This window comes from Xanthomonas sp. WHRI 1810A, assembly GCF_040202885.1.
Lineage (GTDB): Bacteria > Pseudomonadota > Gammaproteobacteria > Pseudomonadales > Pseudomonadaceae > Aquipseudomonas.
Genome location: NZ_JBEGED010000027.1, coordinates 1 through 24,417, shown reverse-complemented (window position 1 = coordinate 24,417; position 24,417 = coordinate 1). Strand labels below are relative to the sequence as shown.

Here is a 24,417-nt window from a genome sequence, read left to right as displayed (position 1 = left end):
ACGCCTGCGGTGACGCTTCAGCGGTCCCGCGCTTCCTTGGCGTCCATTTCAGCATTGCGCTCATGGACACGCTTGAGTTGTTCATCGGTCAGGGGCAGCTTCTTCGCCGAATCTTTCAGCATGAACAGACCGCCGACGATCGAGCCAATTGCAATTACCAGAATTAACCAGGCATACCAGGGCATTGGGGCTCTCCTCTTGTGATACCCGTTGGAACAGCGGCGCTGTCCACTGGTTCAATGTAGAAGCCCGATGGGCCCGCGTCGTGTCGGCGCGGGACCGTTTCCGGTGGGGTGATCGCCCGATGGTGTCCGGTCCTCAGAGACCGGTGAGCATGGCGTCAGCAGGCGCGGCAGCCCGGGAATGAGCGGTTAGGAAGAAGTACACGAAACCCACCGCCATGAACGCCAGGAAGATCAGGCCGATCAAGGGGTTAAACCACGCCATGGCGATCAGGCACACCACCGCCAGCACCAGTGCGATGCCTGGCACGATGGGGTAGCCCGGCGCCCGGAACGTACGCTCCAGCAGCGGTTCGGTCTTACGCAGCTTGAACAGGCTGAGCATGCTCATGATGTACATGACGATGGCGCCGAACACCGCCATGGTGATCATCGCTGCGGTCAGCGTCATGCCGCTGAGGTTGATCATGCCGTCGCTGTAGATGGCCGCGATGCCGATGATGCCGCCGGCGATGATGGCGCGGTGGGGGGTCTGGAAGCGCGACAGCTTGGCCAGCGACGCGGGCAGGTAACCGGCGCGGGCCAGCGCGAAGAACTGCCGCGAGTAGCCCAGGATAATGCCGTGGAAGCTCGCCACCAGACCGAACAGGCCGATCCAGACCAGCATGTGCAGCCAGCCGGAGCTTTCGCCGACCACGGCTTTCATGGCCTGGGGCAGCGGGTCGTTGATGTTCGACAGGGTGCGCCAGTCACCCACGCCACCGGCGAAGAACATCACGCCCATGGCCAGCAATACCAGGGTGATGATGCCGCTGATGTAGGCTTTCGGGATGGTGCGCTTGGGGTCCTTGGCTTCCTCGGCGGCCATGGCCGCGCCTTCGATGGCCAGGAAGAACCAGATCGCGAAGGGGATCGCCGCGAACATCCCGGAAATCGCACCGGGGCCGAAGCTGTCGGCACCAGCCCAGCCGTTGAGCGCGAAATTGCTGAAGCTGAACGCCGGGGCGACCACGCCCATGAACACCAGCAGTTCGAGCACTGCCAGCACGCAGACCACCAGTTCAAAGGTGGCGGCCAGCTTGACGCCCAGGATGTTGAGGGTCATGAACACGATGTACGCGCCCACGGCGGCGTGTTTGGGGTCCAGGGCCGGGAACTGGACGTTCAGGTAAGCGCCAATGGCCAGGGCGATGGCGGGCGGGGCGAAGACGAATTCGATCAGCGTCGCCAGCCCGGCGATCAGTCCGCCTTTTTCACCGAAGGCGCGGCGGCTGTAGGCAAACGGACCGCCGGCGTGAGGGATCGCGGTGGTCAGCTCGGTAAAGCTGAAGATGAAACAGGTGTACATCGCGGCGACCATCAATGAGGTCACCAGGAACCCCAGCGTCCCGGCCACGCCCCACCCATAACTCCAGCCGAAGTATTCGCCGGAAATGACCAGCCCTACGGCGATCCCCCACAAATGCAGCGTGCCCAACGTGGGCTTTAGTTGCGTATTCATGTGTCTCTCCCTGGATTCGTTTGGATCATCGAACAACCTGCTGCAGTGGTCATGCCAGCCTGTGGCGGGTATGTCGTTATGTTTCAAAACCCGTCGCTTGCAGAACGTTTGTTACGGGATGTAAGCGTAGACGTGCAGGATTGGTGCGTGGGATGCTCGTGGGGGGTGCGAAAGCCATGCGCTCCAACCGTCCGGGTTCTGGTATTTACCGCCGCCGACCCCCGCCCGCTGACATGTTCAGCTACAATGCGCGCCGATTTCGACTTGCCAGAGAACCCGCACATGTCCATCTGCCAGACCCCCATCATCGTTGCCCTGGATTTTCCGACCCGTGAAGCTGCGTTGAAGCTGGCCGATCAACTGGACCCTAAATTGTGTCGGGTCAAAGTGGGCAAGGAGCTGTTCACCAGTTGCGCTTCCGACATCGTCGAAACCCTGAACAGCAAGGGTTTTGAAGTCTTCCTAGACCTGAAATTTCACGACATCCCCAACACCACCGCCATGGCCGTCAAGGCTGCAGCGGAAATGGGTGTGTGGATGGTCAACGTGCACTGCTCGGGTGGCCTGCGGATGATGGCGGCGTGCCGCGATGTACTGGACCAGCGCACCGGGGCCAAGCCGCTGTTGATCGGCGTGACCGTGCTGACCAGCATGGAGCGCGAGGACCTGGCCGCCATCGGCCTGGACATCGAGCCCCAAGAGCAGGTACTGCGTCTGGCGGCGTTGGCCCAAAAGGCCGGGATGGACGGGCTGGTGTGTTCGGCGCTGGAAGCCCAGGCGTTGAAGCAGGCGCACCCGTCGCTGCAACTGGTGACGCCGGGGATTCGTCCCGCCGGCAGCGCAGTCGACGATCAGCGCCGCATCCTGACCCCGCGCCAGGCGCTGGATGCGGGTTCCGATTACTTGGTCATCGGGCGGCCGATCAGCCAGGCGGCTGATCCGGCGAAAGCGTTGGCGGCGGTTGTGGCGGAATTGGCGTAAGGCATACGCCGGCCATTGTAGGAGCGCGCTTGCCCGCGATTGAGGTGTGTCAATCGACGCATCCGGTTCAGGCACACCGCCATCGCGGGCAAGCGCGCTCCTACAGTCCTGAACTCAGAAATTATTGCGCGTCAAAATCGCCTCCATGCTCTCTTTCGACGGCCGACCGTAGAATTTCAACAATTCCGACGCCCGATTGGTGAAGAACCCATCGACGCCGTTATGGCTGATGGCTTTGAAATCCACGGCTTCGTCGACCGTGTACGGGTGCACCACCATGCCGCGATCATGAGCCATCTGGTTCATCCACGGCTTGACCAGGTCCATGTAGCTCTGATCCCCGCCGTTCTTAAGTGCCGCCGCAGGACCTGTGCCGATCGCACCGTGGGCCTTGGCCCAGTCCATCCACGCGGCAAACTCTTCTTTGGATTTCACCTGCTGACTGGCGTAGAACGTGGCCTTGTCCTTGGCGCCCGACGTCTTGAACGTCGCATCGGAGCTGGCCTGGATCGAGCCGTCGCCCAGCCACAACAACAGGACTTTCGGCACGTTCGGCATGCTCTGTTGCAACAGTTCAAGGCTGGGCTTTTCAAAGGTCTGCAAGACCACGCGGCCCGGCATGTGGGCGGTGTTGACGTAGCCCTTCTCGGCGGCAGGGCGCTGACTCAGCCAGCCGCGCTGTTGCAGCTTTTTCTGCAGGTCCGCTTCGATGCCTGGAAACTGCGCCGGGACTTTGGTTTCGATGTACAGGCCGGGCTTGTTCTTGCCGCCTTCGGCGATGTCGATCACTTCGTCCAGGGTCAGGATCTTCAAGCCTGCGTAGCTGGGGCGCGCCCGATCCGGGTACTTGGTGTTGAACCACGAGCCGGCGTCCAGGCGCTTGATCTCGTCCAGAGTAAAGCTGCTCAACGGTTGTTTGGCGCGGTCCGGGTAGACCTCGGCGACGTTGGTGGTGCGCTCCAGCGTGTCATCGTGCAGCGCAATCAGCACGCCGTCCTTGGTGCGCTGGATGTCCATCTCCAGATAATCAGCGCCCAGTTCCCGCGCCAGCGTGTAGGACGGAATCGTTTCTTCCGGTGCGTTGAAGGACGCGCCTCGGTGGGCGATGACCGCAGGCCATGGCAGACCGATCTTCTGCGCAATGGCTTTGCCCGGCTCGCCGGCGGCCGACACGACGCCCGACGACAACATCACACCGGCCAGTGCGGCAGTGCCCAGCGTTCTGGAAATTCCTTTCAACATGGTCTCGACGTTCCTTATGTGCATGATGGATTCATGACGGAGCCAGTCAGCGCCCCAGGGGATCAGTCAGAGCATTAGCAGCTACGCCCGCCACGAGCAACCCTGCGCTCGAGTTTCAGGGTCGTGGATGAAGAAGGGGCGTCGAGTGTGTGACGGTTTTGCTTCGCTGAGCGGGTCTTCCGATTACGCCTTGTCGACGAGCTTTCGCGGCCGTCCGCCCTTGAGTCCGTTTGCCCGGGAGGCACTCGCCTTGGCACTGCTGCTACGGCGCCCGTTGCGAGCGGCGATGACGCTGGCCGCCATCTCCATCAGCGACTTGCTGTCAGAAACCATGCCGGCCAGGTGCAGGTGAATATCGTGGGATTCCAGGCATAAGGCATTCCCGCCGAACCCCAACTCAATCCGGGCGAGTTCCGCAGGGAGAAGGTCCGCCAGCTCCGGGTAGAGGCCGACCGGCAATAGCAGGGCCGTGTGATCCGCAAGACCGATCATGAGCGCTTGATCGTCTTCCCTGTAACGCACCGTCGTGGCAGTCAAGGTGCATTGAGAGCGTTTGCGCCCTCGGGTGAGCGCTTCGGCCAGCGTCGCCTGCGTGATTGGGTTGTCATGACGCTCAGTCGCTTTTATGGGTTTCATAGCTGTATCTCCAAGGGGCATAAATGCCCTGATAAACGTAGTCGGGTGATGTTGGCCTGCGGGTCAAAGGCGGCACAGAGAATGGGGCAGGTGGCGGGCGGGTCAATGTGAACGGCTGCCACCTCATGTGCATCTTCATCCCAACCCTGATTCTCCAGGCACAAGGTGCTTCGGCTGACCCACCAGCATTCACGAGCCCGGCGCAGGTTTGCACGACGTTTGAGCACTTGCCGCAGCTCCTCCAACACTCTCGCGCAGGGCGTGTTCTGCGTGGGGGTCACATCCCATAGCGAAACGCCGTTATGCCAAAAGCTGAATAGAAAACGCGCATCCCACTCCCTGTTGCCTACGTGAACGTGAGGCGGACAGTGCTCATCACGGGTGAACACGGCGATCCTGTATCCCTTGTGACTGCAAACTCTCATCGTTAACCCATCCGTTAGGTTCTGGAGTCTACGCCGCTGATTGCATCCTTGCGACGCCGAAATGCCTGTTTGCCCAGCCGCCGACGTTTTTCGGAAATCGGCTACAGGCTGAGCCGAGTGAATCGCATCCCGGGTTTTCTCTCCACGTCCCAGGTGATACAAAACTTGGCCGCAGGACGTTGGCTCACGAACGGCAAGCCTTGCGCAGCTGTAACGTGAAATGTGCAGCGTCGGCCTGCCCAATCGTGCTGACTCGCGCTACTGTCTGCCCCTTGAATTTTTCTGTGGAGCGGGGCGATGACGGAGACGGTGTTGGTGCTGGTGGAAAGCGTGAACGAGTATTTGCCGATTCTGGAGGCGCAGGGGTTTCGGTTGATTCTGGCGCCGACCCCGGCGATGCGCGCGGAGGCGGTGGCCAACGGTCGCGATGAGATCACGGCGGTATTGACCCGTGGGCCGTTGGGGTTTTTCGACGAAGAAATGGCGGCGCTGCCCAAGCTGCAGATCATTTGCGTGCTTGGCGCCGGCTATGAACAAGTGGATTTGCCGGCCGCCGAGGCGCGAGGCATTACCGTGACCAACGGTGCCGGGGTCAACGCGCCCACCGTGGCTGACCACGCGATGGCGTTGCTGCTGGCCATGGTCCGCGACATTCCCCTGGCCGACGCGTCGGTGCGCCGCGGTGAATGGCGCAAGCTGACGCGGCCTACGTTTGCCGGCAAACGCATCGGTATTCTCGGCCTGGGTTCGGTGGGCATGGCGATTGCCAAACGCGCCCAGGGCTTTGACATGCAGGTGTGCTACCACAGCCGCACGCCGCGCAACGATGTCGATTTCGCGTATTGCGAGACGCCACTGGCGCTGGCCCACGCGGCGGATTTCCTGATCGTCGCGACACCGGGCGGTGCGGGCACGCGGCACTTGATCGACAAACAGGCGCTGGAGGCATTGGGGCCGGACGGCTTCATCGTCAACATCGCCCGGGCCAGCGTGATCGCCACCGACGCTCTGGTCGATGCGTTGCAGCACGGCCGCATTGCCGGTGCTGCGCTGGACGTCTTCGACGACGAGCCCCAGGTGCCGGACGCGCTGAAGACGCTGAACAATGTCGTGCTGACGCCCCATGTCGCAGGGCTCTCGCCAGACGCTTCGCGTGACACCGTGCAGCGGGTGGCGGACAACCTGCTGGCGTTCTTTGCCGGGGAGCCGGTGCTGACGCCCGTGCGCAGTTAAAGAGTCATGACCGTGGGAGGGCGCTTGCTCGCGATGAGGCCGGGACATGAAACACATGTCCGCCAAACAGCGGATCGCGAGTGAGCTCCCTCCCACCGTGCTCGGCGGCGGATTCACGACCAACACCGTTGTTCCGTCCAAAACCCTGTGTGATCCGTCCAACCTGCCCCCGCGCAAACCGCCCACACTGGCGTCAGACCGATCACTGTTTAGCCGAGGAAACACCATGAGCGAATTTGTCATCGCCCCCGTCGCCACCCCGTCGCTGGCGGTCGAAGGCACGTCCAGCCGCTTCCCGATCCGCCGCGTGTTCTGCGTCGGCCGCAATTATTCCGAGCACGCCCGGGAAATGGGCCACGACCCAGAGCGCGAGCCGCCGTTCTTCTTCATGAAACCGGCCGACGCCGTGGTTCCGGCCAAGGGCAGCATTGCGTATCCGCCGCTGACCCAGGATCTGCACCACGAAATCGAACTGGTGGTGGCCATCGGCAAGGACGGCGTCGACATTCCCGCCGAAGAGGCCCTGACCCACGTGTGGGGCTACGGCGTCGGGCTTGACCTGACCCGTCGCGATCTGCAGGCCCAGGCCAAGAAGATGGGCCGTCCGTGGGAGTTCGCCAAGGCGTTCGATGCCTCCGCACCGGCCACGCCGCTGCAGCCGGTAAGCAAGATCGGTCATCCCGACAAGGGCGCGATCTGGCTGGACGTGAACGGTGAGAGCCGCCAACGCGGTGATCTGTCGGACCAGATCTGGGCGGTCAAGGATGTCATCGCTTACCTGTCGCAATCGGTCGGCCTCAAGGCCGGCGACCTGATTTACACAGGTACACCGGCGGGCGTCGGTGCGCTGCAAAAAGGCGACGTGGTCACCGCCGGCGTCGAAGGCATTGCCGAGCTGACCGTCACACTGGTCTGACGCGCCGCACCCGGCGCATGAATCGCTTGGTCCGACACCCGCCGTTGCCCTAACATGCGGCGGTCAGATCCGGCGATTCCAGGGTGTTCAAGCGATGACCAGTCAGTCCCGTATCCCCACGTACGGCATGCAGCAACGCAGCGATCGCGCGGATTTCTACATCCGTGACAAGCTGGCGCGTCCCGCCCTGACGTCGCCCCATCGCCACGAATACTTCCAGATCCAGATCAACCTTGGCGGCGACACTGTGCAGCACATCGGCGGGGCGATCCGGCCGTTTGCCCGCAACACCCTGGCCTTCATCCTGCCGCACCGGCTGCACGTTATTCCCCATCCCGATGACGGCAATTTCGTGCTGATCAATTTCTCCCAGGATTTCTTCCTGCCGCATGTGCACTGCGATCCCATGGATCTGGAAGACATCGCCATGGCGCAGGCCCCGGAACTGGCGCCGTTTCGCTTTCAGGAACACCTGGATTTCGTGCTCGACGATGAAGATTTTGCTGAAGTCCTGGCGCTGTTGACCCTGATGCGCAAGGCGGACTTGTCGCGGCAGCTGGGGTCGGCCTCGATCCTGCGCGGTTATCTGCTGCAACTGATCGGCAAGGTCTGCAACCTGTTCGAGGCGCCCTTGCTGGCGCTGGCCGACAGCAAGGCCGAACGGCGAGGGCGGCGGGACGCCATGGGCCGGGTGATGGAATACATCCGCGCGCACATCGCCGACCCGGCCATGACCCTGACCGACGCAGCGGCGGCAGCGTTTTTGTCGCCCAATTACCTGACCCACCTGCTGCGCAAGGAAACCGGCAGCACGTTTTCCGAACTGGTGCTGGAACGCCGCATGCGCCTGGCGCGCACCCAATTGATGAACAGCGACACCGCCCTGAGCCGCATTGCCGAAAGCTGCGGGTTTGCCGACGAGGCGTATTTCTCCCGACGCTTTCGCAAAGCCCACGGTATGCCGCCCGGCCAGTTTCGACGCCAGCAGCGCGGCTCATGAACGCTGAACACGAACGCGGCGCAGGGCTGCCCGTGAACGACTCGCCCTGCCATCAGGTGCCGGTGCCGGATGGCCTTCGGGTGTCGGCGCAGGTGGTGTGCCACGCGACGCATCTGCGCAAGGCCACGCGGCGGATTACTTTGCTGTACGACGCGGCGTTGGCCCCTTGCGGACTGCGCTCCACCCAGCGCTCGATCCTGATGCAGATAGCCCGCAGCCAGGCGCCGAGCCTGTCCGAACTGGCCGCTGCGCTGGTGATAGACCGCTCCGCGCTGGCCCAGAACCTCAAGCCGCTGGAGCGTGAAGGGCTGCTGGCGGTGAGCGTGGACCCGGCTGACAGGCGCAGCCGATTGGTGACCCTGACACAAGCGGGCATGGACAAATTGCTGGAATCGCAGCCGCTGTGGGAACAGGCCCAGGCCGCGTTCGAGAAGGGGTATGGCGTGAAGCAGTCCCAAATGTTGCGGGAAGCGCTGGCTGCGGTGACAGTGGGGGAATACGACGAAATTTAGGGCTGATCGAGCCCGCAGCCCGGACGTTTCTTGTTGGAGCGAGGCTTGCCCGCGAAGAGCGATAACGCGGTGTGTTGGTTGAACCGCGTCGTCAACTTCGCGGGCAAGCCTCGCTCCAACCCATCATCGTTTATTTCACGATAACCGCAGCCCGCAACGGCATCGCCTGACCCCTGCGCCTCCCCACCTGCAACAGATAAACCCCGGCCAGGATGGCGCCGATCGCCAGCAGGTCCATCCCGTGCATCGGCTCTCCGGCGACAAGGATGCCGATCATCAGCGCCACCACCGGCGGGATGTAGGTCACCGAGGCAGCGACCACAGCGCCCAGTCTGTCGACGATGAAGTAATAAAGAATGTACGCCACCCCGGTGCCCAGCAGGCCCAGGCCCAGCGAGACGCCGAGCATGGCTTTCGGGCTTTGGGTGATGCGTTCGATGCCGCTCCAGTCGCTCACCACGGCGATGACCACCAGCGCCAGGCCGATCTGATAGGTGCACAGCGCCACCGGCGAGATGTTCAGACCGGTGAGAAAGCGCTTGGCATAGACGAAGGAGCAACCGACGCTGAGCGAGCCCAACACCATGTACATCACGCCCGGTACCGAAATCGCCGCCGCGCCGCTGGCCCAGGGACGGGCGATCAACAGCACGCCGACGAACCCCAACAGCACGCCGGCGGTCATCGGCCCGTTGAGCTTTTCTTCGCGCAAAAACAGGTACGCGCAGACGAAGGTAAACAGCGGGATGGCGCCGCTGAGCAGACCGGCGACGCTGGACAGCAGCAACGTCGTGCCTTTGGCGTAGAAGTAGTAGCAGATCACGGTGGCCAGCAAGGCCATGACCAGAAAATGGTGGGCATGGCGCAGATGGCTCCAGCTCAGGCAACGGCGACTCAGCGCATATATCAGGAGCGGCAGGAAGCCGAACAGCATCCGCAGCAACACGGTCTGCGCCGGCGAGATCCATTCCACCGCCCACTTCATGAACATGAAGTTGGTCCCCCAGATCAATCCGAGGAGGGCGAAGGCAAGGTAGGCAGTGTTTTTCATGGGCTCATCCGCCGGTTTGAAAGAAGGCGATTGTGCGGTCGGGCGTGATCCGCTACAAACGATCATCCTTGCGCCATGAAGTAGAAAAACTACGCCATGCACACACCGCCGCCGTTAAAAGCCTTGTCCTGTTTCGACGCTGCCATGCGCCACAAGAGTTTTTCTCTTGCCGGCGACGAACTGCACGTGACGCCCGGTGCCATCGGCCAGCAGGTGCGCAATCTTGAGCTGTGGCTGGGCGTGACCCTGTTCATCCGGCACATTCGTCGGATCGAACCCACCCCGGACGGCCTGGCCTATTGGGCGCGCATCCAGCCGGCGCTGACGCAGATCATCGACGCCAGCCAGGCCCTGCGTGACAGGCACAGTCAGAATGTCTGGCTGAGCATGCCGCCGAGCCTGGCGGCCAAATGGTTCGCGCGGCGCATGGCGAACGTTATCGAGTCCAACCCCAGCGCTTCGCTGCACCTGAGTTCTTCCAGCGCGCTGGCGGATTTCTCCAGCGAACGGGTGGACCTGGCGGTCCGGCATTTCGACGGCATCGCACCCGGACTGGACGTGCACCTGTTGCATCCCGATGAGGCGAGGGTCTATTGCAGCCCGGCGTATGCACGGCAGCTGAAGCTGGTGTTACCGGCGGATTTACGCGGTGCGACCTTGCTGCACAACACCTTTCACCCGCACTGGCCTGAGTGGCTGGCGCGGTTTGCGGGTATCGATTCGCAAGCGGTGGCGCAGATTGCCGGCATTCATTTCGATCAATCGATGATGGCCATCGAGGCGGCGCGAAGGGATCAGGGCGTGGTCATTACCAGCGAGTGGCTGGTGGAAGACGAGATCGCGAGCGGGGCGCTGATCGAACCCTTCGAACAGCGCTTGCCGCTGTCCAAGGGTTATTACGTGGTGCAGCCCAGACATGCCATCCCGCGACCGGCCGTGCAGGCGCTGAAAGACTGGTTGATCGATCAGGCGCAAGGGACAAACAACGCGGGCTGCTGATCCGTATAGCGCCTGCACGTGGGAGGGAGCTCGCTCGCGAAGCGGTGGCTGTCGCGAAAGTGATGCAGCGGCGTTCCCGCCTCTCGCGAGCAGGCTCCCTCCCAAAATGACCTTGTCCAGCCTCGCCGTTACGGCATCACCGGCGGGATGTACGCCAGCGTCGTGCCCAATGCCCACAGCAGAAACAGCACCAGCGGCGTGTGCACCAGCAATTGCACGAACGAGAAGCCGATCAGGTCCCTGGCTTTCAGGCCCAGCACCCCCAGCAACGGCAGCATGTAGAAGGGGTTGATCAGGTTCGGCAAGGCTTCGGCAGCGTTGTAGATCTGTACCGCCCAGCCCAAGTGGTATTTCAGGTCATTGGCCACTTGCATCACGTACGGCGCTTCGATGATCCACTTGCCGCCGCCCGACGGGATGAAGAAGCCGAGGATCGCCGAGTACACGCCCATCAGCAGCGCATAGGTGTCGTGGGACGCGATGCTGGTGAAGAACAGCGAAATGTGATGCGCCACGGTTTGTGCATCGCTGCCTTTGACCGTGGTCAGCAGCGCGGCAATCGAGCCGTACAGCGGGAATTGGATCAACACGCCGGTGGTGGTGGGCACCGCGCGGGCCACGGCATCCAGAAAACTCCGAGGCCGCCAGTGCAGCAGGGCGCCGACCATGATGAACAGGAAGTTGTAGGTGTTCAGCCCGGAAATCGCCGTGATGGCCGGCTTGGTCGAGAACTCGTTGAACAGCCAGCCTGACGCCAGAATCACCATCAGGATGATCAACAGCGGGCTGTATTCCAGCCATTCGCCCGGTCGGGTGCGCGGCGGCAGGGGTGGCAGGCTGAAGGCCGGATCGATCCCGCATTCCTTGGCATCCCGGGCCGTGTTGGGGCCGGGCGCGGTGGCGTAGGCGACGATGATCGAGACGACGACCAGTGCCAGCAGCATCACGCCGGACTGCCAGAGGAAGATGGTTTCGGTGAACGGAATGACGCCGGTGATCGCCAGGATCGAGGGCGGCAGGCTGCCGGGGTTGGCTTGCAATTGCGCCGCAGACGAAGACAGACCCAAGGCCCACACGGCGCCGAGGCCGAGATAGGCGGCGGCGCCGGCAGCGCGGTAATCCATCTTCAGGTCAGTACGGCGGGCGAGGGCGCGCACCAGCAAACCGCCGAACACCAGCGACAGGCCCCAGTTCAGCAACGAGGCGACCATGGAAATCAAGGCGACCCAGGCCACGGCCGAGCGACCGTTCTTCGGGATGCGCGCCAGACGGTCGATGAGCTTGACCGCCGGCGGGGAGCTGGCAACCACGTAGCCGCCGATGACCACGAACGCCATCTGCATGGTGAACGGAATCAGGCTCCAGAACCCGTCACCGAAGGCCTTGGCGGTATCGGCCGGTTTGGCGCCGATCACCAGCGTGGCGAGGGTGACAATCACCACCGCCAGCGCGGCGAATACCCAGGAATCGGGGAACCAGCGTTCAGCCCATCGCGCACAACGCAGGGCAAAGCGGGCATAGCGGCTTTCTTCGATTTCGGTGGCCACGGTGTTTCCTCTTGGATTTATTGTGTGGTTGCCAGTGGGAGCAGTGTTGTGTGTTCAGTGGTGCAAAAAGTGAGGTGCTTCAGATACAGCAAAGCCCCTTCATGGCTGAAGGGGCTGATGTCGAACACTGTCGTCGCGAATGACCTGTAGGCGCGCGCCTGCCCGCGATTGCATTCTGCCTGTGACGTATTCGGTGATCACCCACCGTAATCGCGGGCAAGCGCGCTCCTACAGGGGTATCGCTAAAACGTCATCTCGGTCACGTCATCCGGCACGATCAACTTGCCGGCGGTCTTGGCGATGATTTCTTCGACGCTCACCCCCGGTGCGGTTTCACGCAGGATGAACGCGCCGTCTTCGATTTCCAGGTACGCCAGGTCCGTCAGCACTTTGCGGATGCAGCCCGCGCCCGTCAGCGGCAGGCTGCAGCGTGACAATAGCTTGGATTCGCCGTCCTTGGAGGCGTGGGTCATGGTGACGATGATGTTGTCGGCGCCGGCCACCAGGTCCATCGCGCCGCCCATGCCCTTGACCAGTTTGCCCGGGATCATCCACGACGCGATGTTGCCTTCGACGTCGACCTCGAAGGCGCCCAGCACCGTCAGGTCCACGTGGCCGCCACGGATCATGGCGAAGGACTGCGAGGAGTCGAAGATCGACGCGCCCTTGCGCGCAGTGACGGTCTGTTTGCCGGCATTGATCATGTCGGCGTCGATGGTTTCCTCGGTGGGGAAGGCGGCCATGCCAAGCAAGCCGTTTTCCGATTGCAGCATCACGTCGATGTCGTCCGGGATGTAATTGGCGACCAGGGTCGGAATGCCGATCCCCAGGTTCACGTAGAAGCCGTCTTGCAGTTCGCGCGCGACGCGCTGTGCCATTTGTTCGCGGGAAAGTGCCATGATCTCGGGTCTCTTTTATTCTGTCCGGCCGGCGTGCGGGCCAGTACGTTCGAGGGAATACGCGCCATGCAACGCGCGTCGAGTGCAGGGAGCGGATCCCGTTTCTCAGTCCGGGTCTCGCAGCGTGCGCTTCTCGATGCGTTTCTCGAACGTGCCCTGAATCACCCGGTTGACGTAGATGCCCGGGGTGTGGATTTCGGAGGGCAGCAACACGCCGGGCTCGACGATTTCTTCGACTTCCACCACCGTGATGCGGCCTGCGGTGGCCACCACCGGGTTGAAGTTCTGCGCGGTGTGACGGTAGACCACGTTGCCGAAATGATCGGCTTTCCAGCCTTTGACGATGGCGAAGTCGCCGGTGATGGCTTCTTCCAGGATCACGTTGCGGCCGTTGAACTGGCGGGTTTCCTTGCCTTCGGCCACGGGGGTGCCGTAGCCGGTCGCGGTATAGAACGCGGGAATGCCAGCACCGCCTGCGCGCATTTTTTCGGCAAGGGTGCCTTGGGGGGTGAGTTCGACTTCCAGCTCGCCGTCGAGCAACTGGCGCTCGAACAGGGCGTTTTCGCCCACGTAGGACGCGATCATTTTGCGGATCTGGTGATCTTCCAGCAGTACGCCCAGACCGAAGCCATCGACGCCGCAGTTGTTGGAGACCACGGTCAGGCCCTTGACGCCACGGCGCTTGATTTCGGCGATGAGGTTTTCCGGGATCCCGCAGAGGCCGAAGCCGCCCGAAAGCACGGTCATGTTGTCGGTAAGCCCGTCGAGGGCTTCCTCGTATGTTGCCACTCGCTTGTCGAGTCCAGCCATGGTGATCCCGCCTTCTTTGTAGTTGTGTCCGGCCGTGCAATGACCGGGTAGCGTTGCGCGCATCTTCTCTTGCAGTCAGTGATTTGTTAATTTTGTTTTTTTCATCGATTGATAAAGAAATCAAATAAATGAATGTGAAGCAGCTTCGTGCGTTTCTGGCGGTTGCCCAGTGCTTGAGCTTTGCCCAGGCGGGCGAGCGGCTGCACCTGTCGCAGCCGGCGCTGAGCCTGACCATCAAGGCGCTGGAGGAAGACCTCGGCGGGCAACTGCTGACCCGCACCACGCGCACGGTCAGCTTGACCCCCGAAGGTGAAACCCTGCTGCCCATCGCCCGCCAACTGCTGGCCGATTGGGACAACACTGAAGAATTGCTGCGTCAGCGCTTCACCTTGCAACTGGGCAAGGTCTCGGTGGCGGCGATGCCGTCGTTCGCGGGCAATCTGCTGCCGGGCGCGCTGAAGGTGTTTCGTGAGCGCTACCCCCGGGTCAATGTCGCAGTGCACGACGTGATCAACGAACAGGTGCTGGAAATGGTAGACCATCGACGGGTCGAGCTCGGCATCGGCTTCGAGCCCGAATCCAGCAACACCCTGACGTTCACGCCGTTCTACATGGACCGCTTCGTCGCCGTGGTGCCGCTGGACTCACCGTTGGCGGAGCAGGGCGTGGTGACCTGGGACGAACTGCTGCACCATGACTTCATCACCTTGCAGCGCCCCTCGGCGGTGCGCCTGCTGCTGGAGCAAGACCTGCGCACCCGGCATGGCAAATTGGCGGTAGCCTTCGAAAGTCATCAGCTGTCTACGGTGGGCCGCATGGTTGCCAACGGCCTGGGGGTGAGTGCGGTGCCGTCGCTGTGCATTCAGCAGATGCAGGAACTGGGCGCGCGCTGCATTGCGCTGGAGGGGCCGATCATCGAGCGCCGGATCGGCCTGATCACCCTGGCCGATCACAAACTGTCGGCGGCCGCGCAGGCGTTGCGCGATGTGTTGATTGAGTGTGCGCAGGTCACGCAAGCGGTGTAGGAGCGCGCTTGCCCGCGAATGCCATATGTCTGCGACTTCTTCGGTGATGACACACCGTAATCGCGGGCAAGCGCGCTCCTACAGGCGGACCGCAAAACCCCGGCCAGACGCTTCCCTGTCAAAAGTTTCACTGCGGCGCAATGTCGCATCCGGTATGGTTGGGAAAGTTGCTACCAAATGTTTCGACCTCGCGTTGACCAATTTCAAACGATAAGGAGTCCTCGTTGGACGCTTCTTCTGCTGCCTGGGTTTTCCACGACACCCAACTGATTGTCTGCTGCCTGATCGCCATCGCCACCATCATCGTCCTCATCAGCGCGACCAAACTTCCTCCGTTTCTGTCCATCCTCGTGGGTACGTTCATCGCCGGGATTGGCGCCGGGCTGCCCGCTGAAGCGGTGGCCAAGGCCTTCAGCAAAGGGGCGGGCGGGATTCTCGGTGAGGCCGGGATCATCATCGCGCTGGGGGCGATGCTCGGGGCGTTGATGGCCGAATCCGGGGCGGCTGACCGTATCGCCTCGACCTTGCTCGGGATCGGCAAAGGCAAGGCGCTGCCGTGGGTGATGGCGCTGGTGGCGATGGTCATCGGCCTGCCGCTGTTCTTCGAAGTCGGCCTGGTGATGATGGTGCCGATCATCTTCGTCATGGCCCGTCAGTCCGGGCAACCGCTGCTGAAAATCGCGATCCCGGCGCTGGCGGGGATGACCACCTTGCACGCCCTGATGCCGCCGCATCCCGGTCCGCTGATTGCGGTGAGCGCCCTGCACGCCGACCTCGGCCTGACCATGTTGCTGGGGTTCTGCATCGCGGTGCCGGCCGTGATTCTGGCCGGTCCCCTGTACGGCAACTGGTTGTCCAGACGCCTGCACATCGAAGCCCCGGCCGAACTGGGCGAACTGTTCTCCGCCAAACCCAATGCCACCCGTCAACCGAGCTTTGTGGTGTCGTTGCTGATCATCTTGTTGCCGGTGATTCTGATGCTCGGCAGTACGCTGGCCAAGGTCGCCATGGCGCCGGAAAGCTCCGTGGCCCTGACCCTGAAATTCCTCGGCGAGCCGTTGGTGGCGCTGGGGATCGCGGTATTGGCGGCGGTGATTTGCCTGGGCTGGGCCAACGGGATTTCCCGGGAGCACGTCGGCGGCACGTTGCGCAAAAGCCTGGCGCCGATTGCCGTGCTGTTGCTGACCATCGGCGCTGGCGGCGGCTTGAAGCAGACACTGCTGGACGCCGGCGTGAGCCAGACCATCAGCAAGGTCGCCGAAGGCGCGCACATGCCGTACCTGTTGCTGGCCTGGTTGATCGCCGTGGCCCTGCGTCAGGCCACCGGTTCGGCGACGGTGGCCACCACGACCACGGCGGGGATTCTTGCGCCGATGATGGCCGGGCTGGAAGCGACCCAGGCCTCGCTGGTGGCGCTGGCGATTGGCGCCGGCTCGGTGTTCTTCTGCCACGTCAACGATGCCGGTTTCTGGATGGTCCGCGAGTATTTCGGGCTGGAATTGAAGCAGACAATCTGGGTCTGGTCGGTGCTGCAGACTATCGTCTCGGTGGTCGGCCTGATCGGCACGCTGCTGCTGTGGCAATGGCTGACCTGATTCAATCCACGCACTCACTTCTCCAGGCGCGCCCGCGACAGTGTCCGGGCGCGTCGCATGATCTGAAACCCATGACCCTTCGCGTTTCGCGAACGCCCTTTGCCAACTGACGGTTGGATTGTGCGCGGTGTCGTCCTCTAGTCTTGGCTCAAATTCCAAGAAAGACAGAGGTACGCACCATGACTGCCCCCCTTACCGGCATTCGCGTGATCGAAATTGGCACGCTGATCGCCGCTCCGTTCGCTGCCCGGCTGATGGCGGAGTTCGGCGCCGAAGTCATCAAGATCGAATCCATGGGTCAGGGCGATCCTCTTCGTAAATGGCGAAAACTTCACGAAGGCACCTCCCTCTGGTGGTACCTGCAATCGCGCAACAAGAAATCCCTCGCACTGAATCTCAAATCCCCTGAAGGCATCGCCATCGTCAAGCAGCTGGCGGAAAGCACCGACGTGCTGATCGAAAACCTGCGGCCCGGCGCGCTGGAAAAGCTTGGACTTGGCTGGGATGTCCTGCACGCGTTGAACCCCAAACTGACGCTGGTGCGTATCTCCGGCTACGGCCAGTCCGGGCCTTACCGCGACCGGCCCGGCTTCGGTGCCATCGGCGAGGCCATGGGCGGCATCCGCTACACCACCGGCACGCCGGGCTCGCCGCCAGCGCGGGTGGGGGTCAGCCTCGGTGATTCCCTGGCCTCGATGCACGCGGTGATGGGCGCGCTGATGTCGCTGTTGCGGGTCAAGACCGGGCAGGGCGACGGCCAGATCGTCGACGTGTCGCTGGCCGAAAGCGTGTTCAACGTCATGGAAAGCCTGGTCCCGGAATACGACATGATGGGCCATGTGCGCGAGCGCAGCGGCGGGGCGTTGCCGGGCATTGCGCCGTCCAACACCTACCCGACCGGAGACGGCGCTTATGTTGTCATCGCCGGCAACAGCGACCCGATCTTCAAGCGCCTGATGAACGTCATCGGCCGCAACGACCTGGGTGACAACCCTGAGTTCGCCCACAACGACGGGCGCGCCGCCCAGAGCAATCTGCTGGATGACGCCATCAGCGGCTGGTCGTCCAGCCTGCCCATCGACGACGTGTTGCAGGCGCTGGAGCAGGCCGAAGTGCCCGCCGGCCGCATCTACAACGTGGCCGACATCGTCGCCGACCCGCATTACCAGGCACGGGGCATGATCCTCGACGCCCAGTTGCCGGGCGGTGCCAGCGTCAAAATGCCGGGCATCGTGCCGAAACTGTCGGACACCCCCGGTGGTGTGAACTGGCAAGGCCCGAGCCTGGGGCAGCACACCGACAGCGTACTGGACAGTCTGGGCCTGTCTGCCGCCAACATCGAACAGCTGAAAAAAGACGGGGTGGTGCAATGATCACTGATTTCTCCGAGCGCCTGATCGTGCAGGAAGTGTCGCCCCGCGACGGCCTGCAGATCGAACCGAAATGGGTCGAAACCGCTGACAAGATCGCGCTGATCGATCAGCTGTCGTTGGCCGGTTTTTCCCGGATCGAAGCCGGGTCGTTCGTTTCGCCGAAAGCGATTCCGGCCCTGCGCGATGGCGATGAAGTGTTTCGTGGCATCCATCGTCAGCCGGGGGTGACCTACGTTGCGCTGATCCCGAATCTCAAGGGCGCGCAGCGGGCGCTGGACGCGGGGGCCGACGAGCTGAACCTGGTGATGTCCGCCAGCCAGACCCACAACCTGGCCAACATGCGCATGCGTCGCGAGCAATCGCTGACCGCGTTCGGTGATGTGGTGGCACTGGTCCAGGGCACTGCGCTGAGCCTCAACGGCTCGATTGCCACTACCTTCGGCTGCCCGTTCGAAGGCGTGATCGACGAAGACGTGGTGCTGCAGATCGTCGATGCCTATCTGGAACTGGGCATGCACGGCGTCACCCTGGCCGACACCACCGGCATGGCCAACCCGCGTCAGGTCTACCGGCTGGTCCAGCGGGTGCTGCAACGGCTGCCGGCGTCGGCACTGACCCTGCATTTTCACAACACACGCGGCCTGGGCCTGAGCAACGTGCTGGCCGCGTACGAAGCCGGGGCGCGGCGCTTCGATGCGTCCCTGGGCGGGCTGGGCGGTTGCCCGTTTGCGCCGGGGGCCTCGGGCAATATCTGCACCGAAGACCTGGTCAACCTGTGCGAAGAAATGGGCATCGACACCGGCATTGACCTGCCGCACCTGCTGACGATGTCGCGCCGCTTGCCCGACCTGCTGGGCCACGACATGCCCGGCCAGGTGGCCAAGGCGGGGCGCAACAGTGACCTGCATCCGGCACCGGACAATCTGCCCACCTGAGCCGCACTGCGACACGCCGTAACCACGGGCGCGCGAGCGTCCAGCCAGACAACAAAAACAAACGGGCACCCACCGGGAAGCCCGCCTGGAGAAACCTGAATGACGATCTCTGTTCTGAATCCGGACAGCAGCCTCCCCGAGGTCCTGAGCGCGGAAAAAGCCCTCATCCGCAAGGTCGCGTGGCGCATCATGCCGCTGATCATGGTCTGCTACCTGTTCGCCTTTTTTGACCGCATCAACATCAGCTTCGCCAAGTTCCAGCTGCAAAGCGACCTCAGCCTGAGCGACACCGCCTACGGCCTGGGCGCCGGGCTGTTCGTGGTCGGTTACGTGCTGTTCGAGGTGCCGAGCAACATCATGCTGTACAAGGTCGGCGCCCGGCGCTGGATCGCGCGGATCATGATGTCCTGGGGCGTTGCCACGGCGTTGATGATCTTCGTCACCAGCGAATGGCAGTTCTACACACTGCGCTTCATCATCGGCGCCATGGAAGCCGGTTTCGCGCCCGGCGTGTTGTATTACCTGACGCTCTGGTTTCCGCAAACCTACCGTGGACGCATCACCTCCATCCTGTTCCTGGCGTCAGCCTTTGCCGGACTGATCGGCGCGCCGGTGTCCGGTTTGGTGCTGGGCCACATGGACGGCGTGATGCAGATGCGCGGTTGGCACTGGCTGTTCCTGCTGGGCGGCCTCCCGTGCATCGGCCTGGGGTTCCTGGTGCTGAAAGTGCTCAAGGACAAAGTCACTGACGCGCACTGGCTGACGTCTGAAGAAAAGACCTACCTGGCCAGTCGCATTGCTCATCACGAACCGAACAAGCACGGCGGCTCATTGCTGACCGCGCTGAAGATGCCCGGCTTCCTGATGCTCGGCTTTATCTACTTCCTGATTCAGGTAGCGTCCTACGGCCTGAACTTCTGGGCGCCGCAGCTGATTCGCAGCGCCGGCACCGAAAGCCCGGTGATCATTGGCCTGCTGACCGCCATTCCGTACATCTTTGGCGCCATCAGCATGGTCGTGGTGGGGCGCTTGTCGGATGCCACGGGTGAGCGGCGCAAGTTCGTCTGCGGCCTGGTGGTGCTGGGGGCAATCGGCTTCTTCAGCGCCGGCATTTTTGCCCAGCACACGGTGTTCCTGATCGTGGCCCTGGCGATGCTCGGCGCCGGGATCGTCGCCTCGATTCCCGCGTTCTGGACCTTGCCGCCCAAGTTGCTGGCCGGTGCCGGGGCGGGCGCTGCGGGCGGTATCGCACTGATCAACACCCTGGGCCAGTTCGGCGGCATCGTCAGCCCGGTGATGGTCGGCAGCATCAAAGACCTCACCGGCAGCACCACGCCTGCGCTATACGTCATCGGCGTGTCGAGTTTACTGGCCGCGGCGTTGCTGATGTGGGCGTTGCCGGCGAAGTTGCGGACGCTGGATAAGCACGGCGATTGATCGAATCGAGGGCGGCATCAATGCCGCAGCTGCCGCCCTCATCACCGCATCGCAGCCTTCGGCGGCTCGTCAGCTCCTACAGAAAACGCCGCCACCTGTAGGAGCTGACGAGCCGCCGAAGGCTGCGAAGCGGTCTACCTGACATACGCCGAAACCTACTCTGCTCACACTCGAAACCTGCACGCCTAATCTGGTTCTATACCAACGCCAGGGCGGGAACATGAATGCATGACTTGAACGGACATCAATTACGCAAAGGCCGGTTTTCGGCGACCGGCAACATCTACCTCCTGACCACCGTTACGCATCAACGACAACCGTTTTTCTCCGACTGGCGATTGGGTCGTCTCGTCGTTCATCAGATGCGCTACATGGAGCGAGAAGGGCTTGTTCACTCCATGGCCTGGGTCGTCATGCCGGACCATTTGCATTGGCTCATTGCACTTGAGCAAGGTTCGTTGGCGGCTCTCATGTCCCGGATGAAATCCCGAAGCAGCCAGGCGTTTAAAGAGCGTACCCGTTATTCAGGTGCCGTCTGGCAAAAAGGCTACCACGACCGGGCCCTGCGCCGGGACGAAGATCTGCAGCAGGCCGCGCGCTATATCGTCGCCAACCCCCTGCGCGCCGGGCTGGTGAAACGTCTCGGTGATTACCCGCTTTGGGACGCTGTCTGGTTGTAAGTTTCGAATACCGTCGCACCCGTCACCCCACCGAAACTTTTCCCCACCCCCCCCGGTCACTGCTAAACACATCCCCTCAAGGAATAAGGCAATGGCTCGGGCAATCTGGAAGGGCGCGATCAGTTTTGGGCTGGTGCATATTCCGGTGGCGCTGGTGTCCGCCACGTCGCAGCAGGGTGTCGACTTCGACTGGCTGGACAAGCGCAGCATGGACCCGGTGGGCTACAAGCGGATCAACAAGGTCACCGGCAAGGACATCACCAAGGAAAACATCGTCAAGGGCGTGCAGTACCAAAAAGGCCAGTACGTGGTCATCAGCGAAGAAGAGATTCGCGCTGCGCACCCCAAGTCCACGCAAACCATCGGAATCTTCGGCTTCGTCGACGCCGATCAGATTCCGCTGCAGAACATCGACACCCCGTATTTCCTGGCCCCCGACAAGCGCGGCGAGAAGGTGTACGCGCTGTTGCGGCAGACGTTGATCGACACCAACAAGGTTGCGCTGGCCAATGTGGTCATTCGTACCAGCCAGCACCTGGCGGCAGTTATGCCGCTGGACTCGGCCATCGTGCTGGTGCTGCTGCGCTGGCCGGCTGAAGTGCGCAGCCTCGATACCCTGGAGCTGACCAAGGACGTGACCGACGCCAAGCTGAGCAAGGCCGAGCTGGACATGGCCAAGCGCCTGGTCGAGGACATGAGTGCCGACTGGCAACCCGACGACTACCGCAACACGTTCCAGGATCAGATCATGGAACTGGTCGAAACCAAGGCCCGCGAAGGCAAGATCGAGGACGTGGGAACCGACGCCGGGGAGACTGAGCGCAAGTCGGCCGACGTGATCGACCTGACCGAGCTGCTCAAGCGCAGCCTGGGCAGCAAAGGCAGTGCCGCAAAAACTCCCACGAAAGCCAAGCCCGCCAGCAAGAGCAAGTCCGCTACCGAAGACGAAGAAGTTCCGGCCAAACGACGTGCCCCTGCCAGGAAAAAAACCAATAAGGCGTCCTGAGTGACGCCCGCCGGTGCAGAGGTGTAATCGACCATGAACAAGCCTGTCAGCGAATACGCGCGCAAGCGCAATTTCGACGTCACGTCCGAGCCGCCTGAAGCCGCCGCCCCGCACAAGGGCGACGAGGCCCATGCCCTGAGCTTCGTCATCCACAAGCATGACGCGCGCAACCTGCATTACGACTTCCGCCTGGAGCTCGACGGCACGCTCAAGAGCTGGGCGGTGCCGAAGGGGCCAAGCCTGGATCCGAAGAACAAACGCCTGGCGGTGCACGTGGAAGATCATCCGCTGGGCTACGGCACCTTTGAAGGCAGCATCCCCGAAGGCGAATATGGAGCCGGGGATGTGATTGTCTGGGACCGGGGCGTCTGGCAACCCCACGGCGACCCTCGGCAAACCTACAAGGACGGTAAGCTCAAATTCACCCTGATCGGCGAGAAGCTCACTGGCGAGTGGGCCTTGGTGCGCACTCACCTGCGCGGCAGCGGCGACAAGGAGCAATGGCTGCTGATCAAGGAAAAAGACGACGCCGTGCGCCCGGAAGACGAGTACGACATCGTCACTGACATGCCGCAGAGCGTGGTCAGTGGCGCCACCGTGGGCGAGGGCAGAAAGCCCGTCACCCGTAAATCCGCACGCAAACCTTCGGCGGCCAAGGCCGATACAAAAGCAGCGCCGGCGACGAAAAAGAAACCGGCGAAAAGCAAGACGGCGATACCGGAAAAACTCACGCCTCAACTGGCCACGCGGGTGGAGTCTCCGCCGGAAGGTGACTGGTTGTACGAGATCAAATTCGACGGTTACCGGATCCTGACGCGCATCCAGGACGGCGAAGTGCGCCTGTTCAGCCGCGATGGCGATGACTGGACCGAGCGTCTGCCGTTGCAGGCCAAGGCGTTGACCGCTATGAAGCTGGGCGATGGCTGGCTCGACGGCGAAATGGTCGTGCTCAATGACGCTGGCCTGCCGGACTTCCAGGCGCTGGAGGAAGCGTTCGAGATCGGCCGCAGCAAGGACATCGTGTACTACGTGTTCGACGCACCGTTTCTGGATGGCGAAGACCTGCGCAACACGGCGGTGGAAGAACGCCGCGCGGCGGTCAAGGCGCGTCTGGGCAAGCAGCGCAGTCGCTTGCTGCGGTTCTCGGATGCCTTCGCCGCCAAGCCCCAGGACATCATTGAAAGCGCCCGCGCGCTGTCCCTGGACGGGGTGATTGGCAAGCGCGTTGGCAGCGCTTACGACTCGACACGCAGCGCCGACTGGATCGAGCTCAAGTGCGACGAATACCCGGAAACGCCGAAGGCTGCGAAAGCGCCGGTCAAGGCCAAGGCTTCGAAAGCGACGGCGCCTGCCAAGGGCAAAAAAGCGGCGTCTTCCAGGCGCGTGCCCAAGGGCAAAATCGAGGTGGCCGGGGTGCTGATCAGCCATCCAGAACGGGTGATTGATCAGGAAAGCGGGCTGCACAAGATCGATCTGGCGCAGTTCTATGAGTCGATTGCCGACTGGATTTTGCCGCACCTGGTGCACCGGCCGGTGGCGTTGCTGCGCTGCCCGGACGGGGTGGAAGGCGAGCAGTTTTTCCAGAAGCATTGTGAGCGGCTTGCAATCCCGAACATCAAGCAGCTAGACCCAAAGCTCGACACCGGTCATGCGCGGTTGATGGAAATCGACACCGTGCAGGCGCTGGTGGGCGCGGCGCAGATGGGCACCATCGAGCTGCACACCTGGGGCGCCACCGCCGACAAGATCGAAACCCCTGATCACTTCGTCCTCGATCTCGACCCGGACCCGGCCTTGCCGTGGCGCAGCATGATCGAAGCCACCAGCATGACGTTGGCGGTGCTGGACGAACTGGGCCTTGAGGCGTTCATCAAGACCAGCGGCGGCAAGGGCATGCACATCATCGTGCCGCTGGCGCGCAGTGCCGATTGGGATACGGTGAAAGCGTTTGCCAAGGCGATTGCCCAATTCATCGCCGACAAATTGCCCGAACGCTTCACGGCGGTGATGGGGCCGAAGAATCGCGTCGGCAAGATCTTCATCGATTTTCTGCGCAACACCCGAGGCGCCAGTACCGCCACCGCGTATTCGGTGCGTGCGCGGCCGGGTTTGCCGGTGTCGGTGCCGATCACCCGGGAAGAACTGCCCACCCTCACGTCCGCGTCCCAGTGGAACATCTCCAACCTGCAGGCACGGCTGCGCAAACTCAAGGCCGACCCGTGGGCGGGCTACAAGAACAAGCAGCGCATTACCAAGAAGATGTGGAAGCAGTTGGGGGCGAAGGCGCCGGAGTGAGCGTGAAATTCTGGGGGACCGCATCCGCAGGATTGCTGCCGGTTCCCGGCAGATCGCAGGCAAGCCAGCTTGTATGGTAGAACCCGAAGGGGTGGGTGGGACTTCAAGTCAGCATCTGACTGTTTGCAGCAGTACAG

At 62.5% G+C, this 24,417-nt stretch carries 22 protein-coding genes; 14 read left to right on the top strand and 8 right to left on the bottom strand.

Translation table 11 applies throughout. The features are described from left to right. Positions 1 to 17 precede the first annotated feature (17 nt). Entirely contained in the window at positions 18 to 185 is a 168-nt protein-coding gene (locus tag ABQX22_RS25445; RefSeq protein ID WP_349802626.1) for a DUF2897 family protein, read from the bottom strand. Positions 186 to 318: 133 nt separating this feature from the next. Further along, the gene (gene eat, locus ABQX22_RS25440) at positions 319 to 1,683 is read right to left on the bottom strand and encodes an ethanolamine permease (protein WP_441005330.1); all 1,365 of its coding nucleotides are present in this window, start codon (positions 1,681 to 1,683) and stop codon (positions 319 to 321) included. A 246-nt stretch (positions 1,684 to 1,929) separates the two neighbouring features. Between eat and pyrF the strand changes: the two genes are divergently transcribed. Further along, complete coding sequence (gene pyrF, locus ABQX22_RS25435; protein ID WP_441005329.1) at positions 1,930 to 2,664, top strand: orotidine-5'-phosphate decarboxylase; 735 nt, start codon at positions 1,930 to 1,932, stop codon at positions 2,662 to 2,664. A 114-nt stretch (positions 2,665 to 2,778) separates the two neighbouring features. Here pyrF and ABQX22_RS25430 read toward each other — a convergent pair whose 3' ends face one another. Both ABQX22_RS25430 and ABQX22_RS25425 read right to left on the bottom strand, forming a co-directional pair. Further along, entirely contained in the window at positions 2,779 to 3,906 is a 1,128-nt protein-coding gene (locus ABQX22_RS25430; protein WP_349802625.1) for a glycerophosphodiester phosphodiesterase, read from the bottom strand. A gap of 183 nt (positions 3,907 to 4,089) precedes the next feature. Continuing rightward, positions 4,090 to 4,542: a DUF2442 domain-containing protein gene (locus tag ABQX22_RS25425; protein WP_349802624.1), complete on the bottom strand. Its 453-nt coding sequence runs from the start codon at positions 4,540 to 4,542 to the stop codon at positions 4,090 to 4,092. A 722-nt stretch (positions 4,543 to 5,264) separates the two neighbouring features. On the opposite strand from ABQX22_RS25425, the gene ABQX22_RS25420 reads away from it, so the two are divergent. The 4 genes from ABQX22_RS25420 (at position 5,265) to ABQX22_RS25405 (ending at position 8,628) form a co-directional block, all read left to right on the top strand. Further along, positions 5,265 to 6,200 carry a 2-hydroxyacid dehydrogenase gene (locus ABQX22_RS25420; RefSeq protein WP_349802623.1) on the top strand — a complete coding sequence of 312 codons (936 nt, stop codon included), beginning with the start codon at positions 5,265 to 5,267 and terminating at the stop codon, positions 6,198 to 6,200. A 226-nt stretch (positions 6,201 to 6,426) separates the two neighbouring features. Continuing rightward, positions 6,427 to 7,116, top strand: a complete 690-nt coding sequence (locus ABQX22_RS25415; RefSeq protein ID WP_349802622.1) for a fumarylacetoacetate hydrolase family protein — start codon at positions 6,427 to 6,429, stop codon at positions 7,114 to 7,116. 94 nt (positions 7,117 to 7,210) lie between these two features. Then, on the top strand, positions 7,211 to 8,116 hold the full coding sequence (locus ABQX22_RS25410) for a helix-turn-helix transcriptional regulator (protein WP_349802621.1): 906 nt from the start codon (positions 7,211 to 7,213) through the stop codon (positions 8,114 to 8,116). Further along, positions 8,113 to 8,628, top strand: coding sequence for a MarR family winged helix-turn-helix transcriptional regulator (locus ABQX22_RS25405; protein ID WP_349802620.1), 516 nt, complete (start codon positions 8,113 to 8,115; stop codon positions 8,626 to 8,628). The genes ABQX22_RS25410 and ABQX22_RS25405 overlap by 4 nt, the downstream gene beginning before the upstream one ends. Positions 8,629 to 8,758: 130 nt before the next feature. On the opposite strand, the gene ABQX22_RS25400 is transcribed toward ABQX22_RS25405, so the two are convergent. Further along, on the bottom strand, positions 8,759 to 9,679 hold the full coding sequence (locus tag ABQX22_RS25400) for a DMT family transporter (protein WP_349802619.1): 921 nt from the start codon (positions 9,677 to 9,679) through the stop codon (positions 8,759 to 8,761). Between the two features lie 96 nt (positions 9,680 to 9,775). Here ABQX22_RS25400 and ABQX22_RS25395 point away from each other — a divergent pair, with 96 nt between their 5' ends. Then, positions 9,776 to 10,678, top strand: a complete 903-nt coding sequence (locus ABQX22_RS25395) for a LysR substrate-binding domain-containing protein (protein ID WP_349802618.1) — start codon at positions 9,776 to 9,778, stop codon at positions 10,676 to 10,678. Positions 10,679 to 10,806: 128 nt separating this feature from the next. Here ABQX22_RS25395 and ABQX22_RS25390 read toward each other — a convergent pair whose 3' ends face one another. The 3 genes from ABQX22_RS25390 to ABQX22_RS25380 all read right to left on the bottom strand — a co-directional run bounded on the left by ABQX22_RS25390 (position 10,807) and on the right by ABQX22_RS25380 (position 13,934). Next, complete coding sequence (locus ABQX22_RS25390; protein ID WP_349802617.1) at positions 10,807 to 12,225, bottom strand: short-chain fatty acid transporter; 1,419 nt, start codon at positions 12,223 to 12,225, stop codon at positions 10,807 to 10,809. Between the two features lie 242 nt (positions 12,226 to 12,467). After that, a complete protein-coding gene (locus ABQX22_RS25385) occupies positions 12,468 to 13,124 on the bottom strand; it encodes a CoA transferase subunit B (RefSeq protein ID WP_349802616.1) in 657 nt (218 codons plus the stop codon). Between the two features lie 105 nt (positions 13,125 to 13,229). Continuing rightward, positions 13,230 to 13,934 (bottom strand): CoA transferase subunit A, encoded by a 705-nt coding sequence (locus tag ABQX22_RS25380; RefSeq protein ID WP_349802615.1) that lies wholly within the window; start codon positions 13,932 to 13,934, stop codon positions 13,230 to 13,232. Between the two features lie 128 nt (positions 13,935 to 14,062). Here ABQX22_RS25380 and ABQX22_RS25375 point away from each other — a divergent pair, with 128 nt between their 5' ends. The 8 genes from ABQX22_RS25375 (at position 14,063) to ligD (ending at position 24,280) form a co-directional block, all read left to right on the top strand. Continuing rightward, entirely contained in the window at positions 14,063 to 14,959 is an 897-nt protein-coding gene (locus ABQX22_RS25375) for a LysR family transcriptional regulator (RefSeq protein WP_349802614.1), read from the top strand. A 224-nt stretch (positions 14,960 to 15,183) separates the two neighbouring features. Then, positions 15,184 to 16,554, top strand: coding sequence for a GntT/GntP/DsdX family permease (locus ABQX22_RS25370; protein ID WP_349802613.1), 1,371 nt, complete (start codon positions 15,184 to 15,186; stop codon positions 16,552 to 16,554). A gap of 179 nt (positions 16,555 to 16,733) precedes the next feature. Next, positions 16,734 to 17,927, top strand: a complete 1,194-nt coding sequence (locus tag ABQX22_RS25365; protein ID WP_349802612.1) for a CaiB/BaiF CoA transferase family protein — start codon at positions 16,734 to 16,736, stop codon at positions 17,925 to 17,927. Continuing rightward, positions 17,924 to 18,862: a hydroxymethylglutaryl-CoA lyase gene (locus tag ABQX22_RS25360; RefSeq protein ID WP_349802611.1), complete on the top strand. Its 939-nt coding sequence runs from the start codon at positions 17,924 to 17,926 to the stop codon at positions 18,860 to 18,862. Before ABQX22_RS25365 ends, ABQX22_RS25360 begins: the two co-directional genes overlap by 4 nt. 99 nt (positions 18,863 to 18,961) lie before the next feature. Further along, positions 18,962 to 20,299: an MFS transporter gene (locus ABQX22_RS25355; RefSeq protein WP_349802610.1), complete on the top strand. Its 1,338-nt coding sequence runs from the start codon at positions 18,962 to 18,964 to the stop codon at positions 20,297 to 20,299. Positions 20,300 to 20,523: 224 nt separating this feature from the next. Continuing rightward, positions 20,524 to 20,979 carry an REP-associated tyrosine transposase gene (locus tag ABQX22_RS25350; RefSeq protein ID WP_349802609.1) on the top strand — a complete coding sequence of 152 codons (456 nt, stop codon included), beginning with the start codon at positions 20,524 to 20,526 and terminating at the stop codon, positions 20,977 to 20,979. Between the two features lie 91 nt (positions 20,980 to 21,070). Beyond that, positions 21,071 to 21,985 (top strand): non-homologous end joining protein Ku, encoded by a 915-nt coding sequence (gene ku, locus ABQX22_RS25345; protein WP_349802608.1) that lies wholly within the window; start codon positions 21,071 to 21,073, stop codon positions 21,983 to 21,985. Positions 21,986 to 22,018: 33 nt separating this feature from the next. Further along, positions 22,019 to 24,280 (top strand): DNA ligase D, encoded by a 2,262-nt coding sequence (gene ligD, locus ABQX22_RS25340; protein WP_349802607.1) that lies wholly within the window; start codon positions 22,019 to 22,021, stop codon positions 24,278 to 24,280. Positions 24,281 to 24,417: the final 137 nt, after the last annotated feature.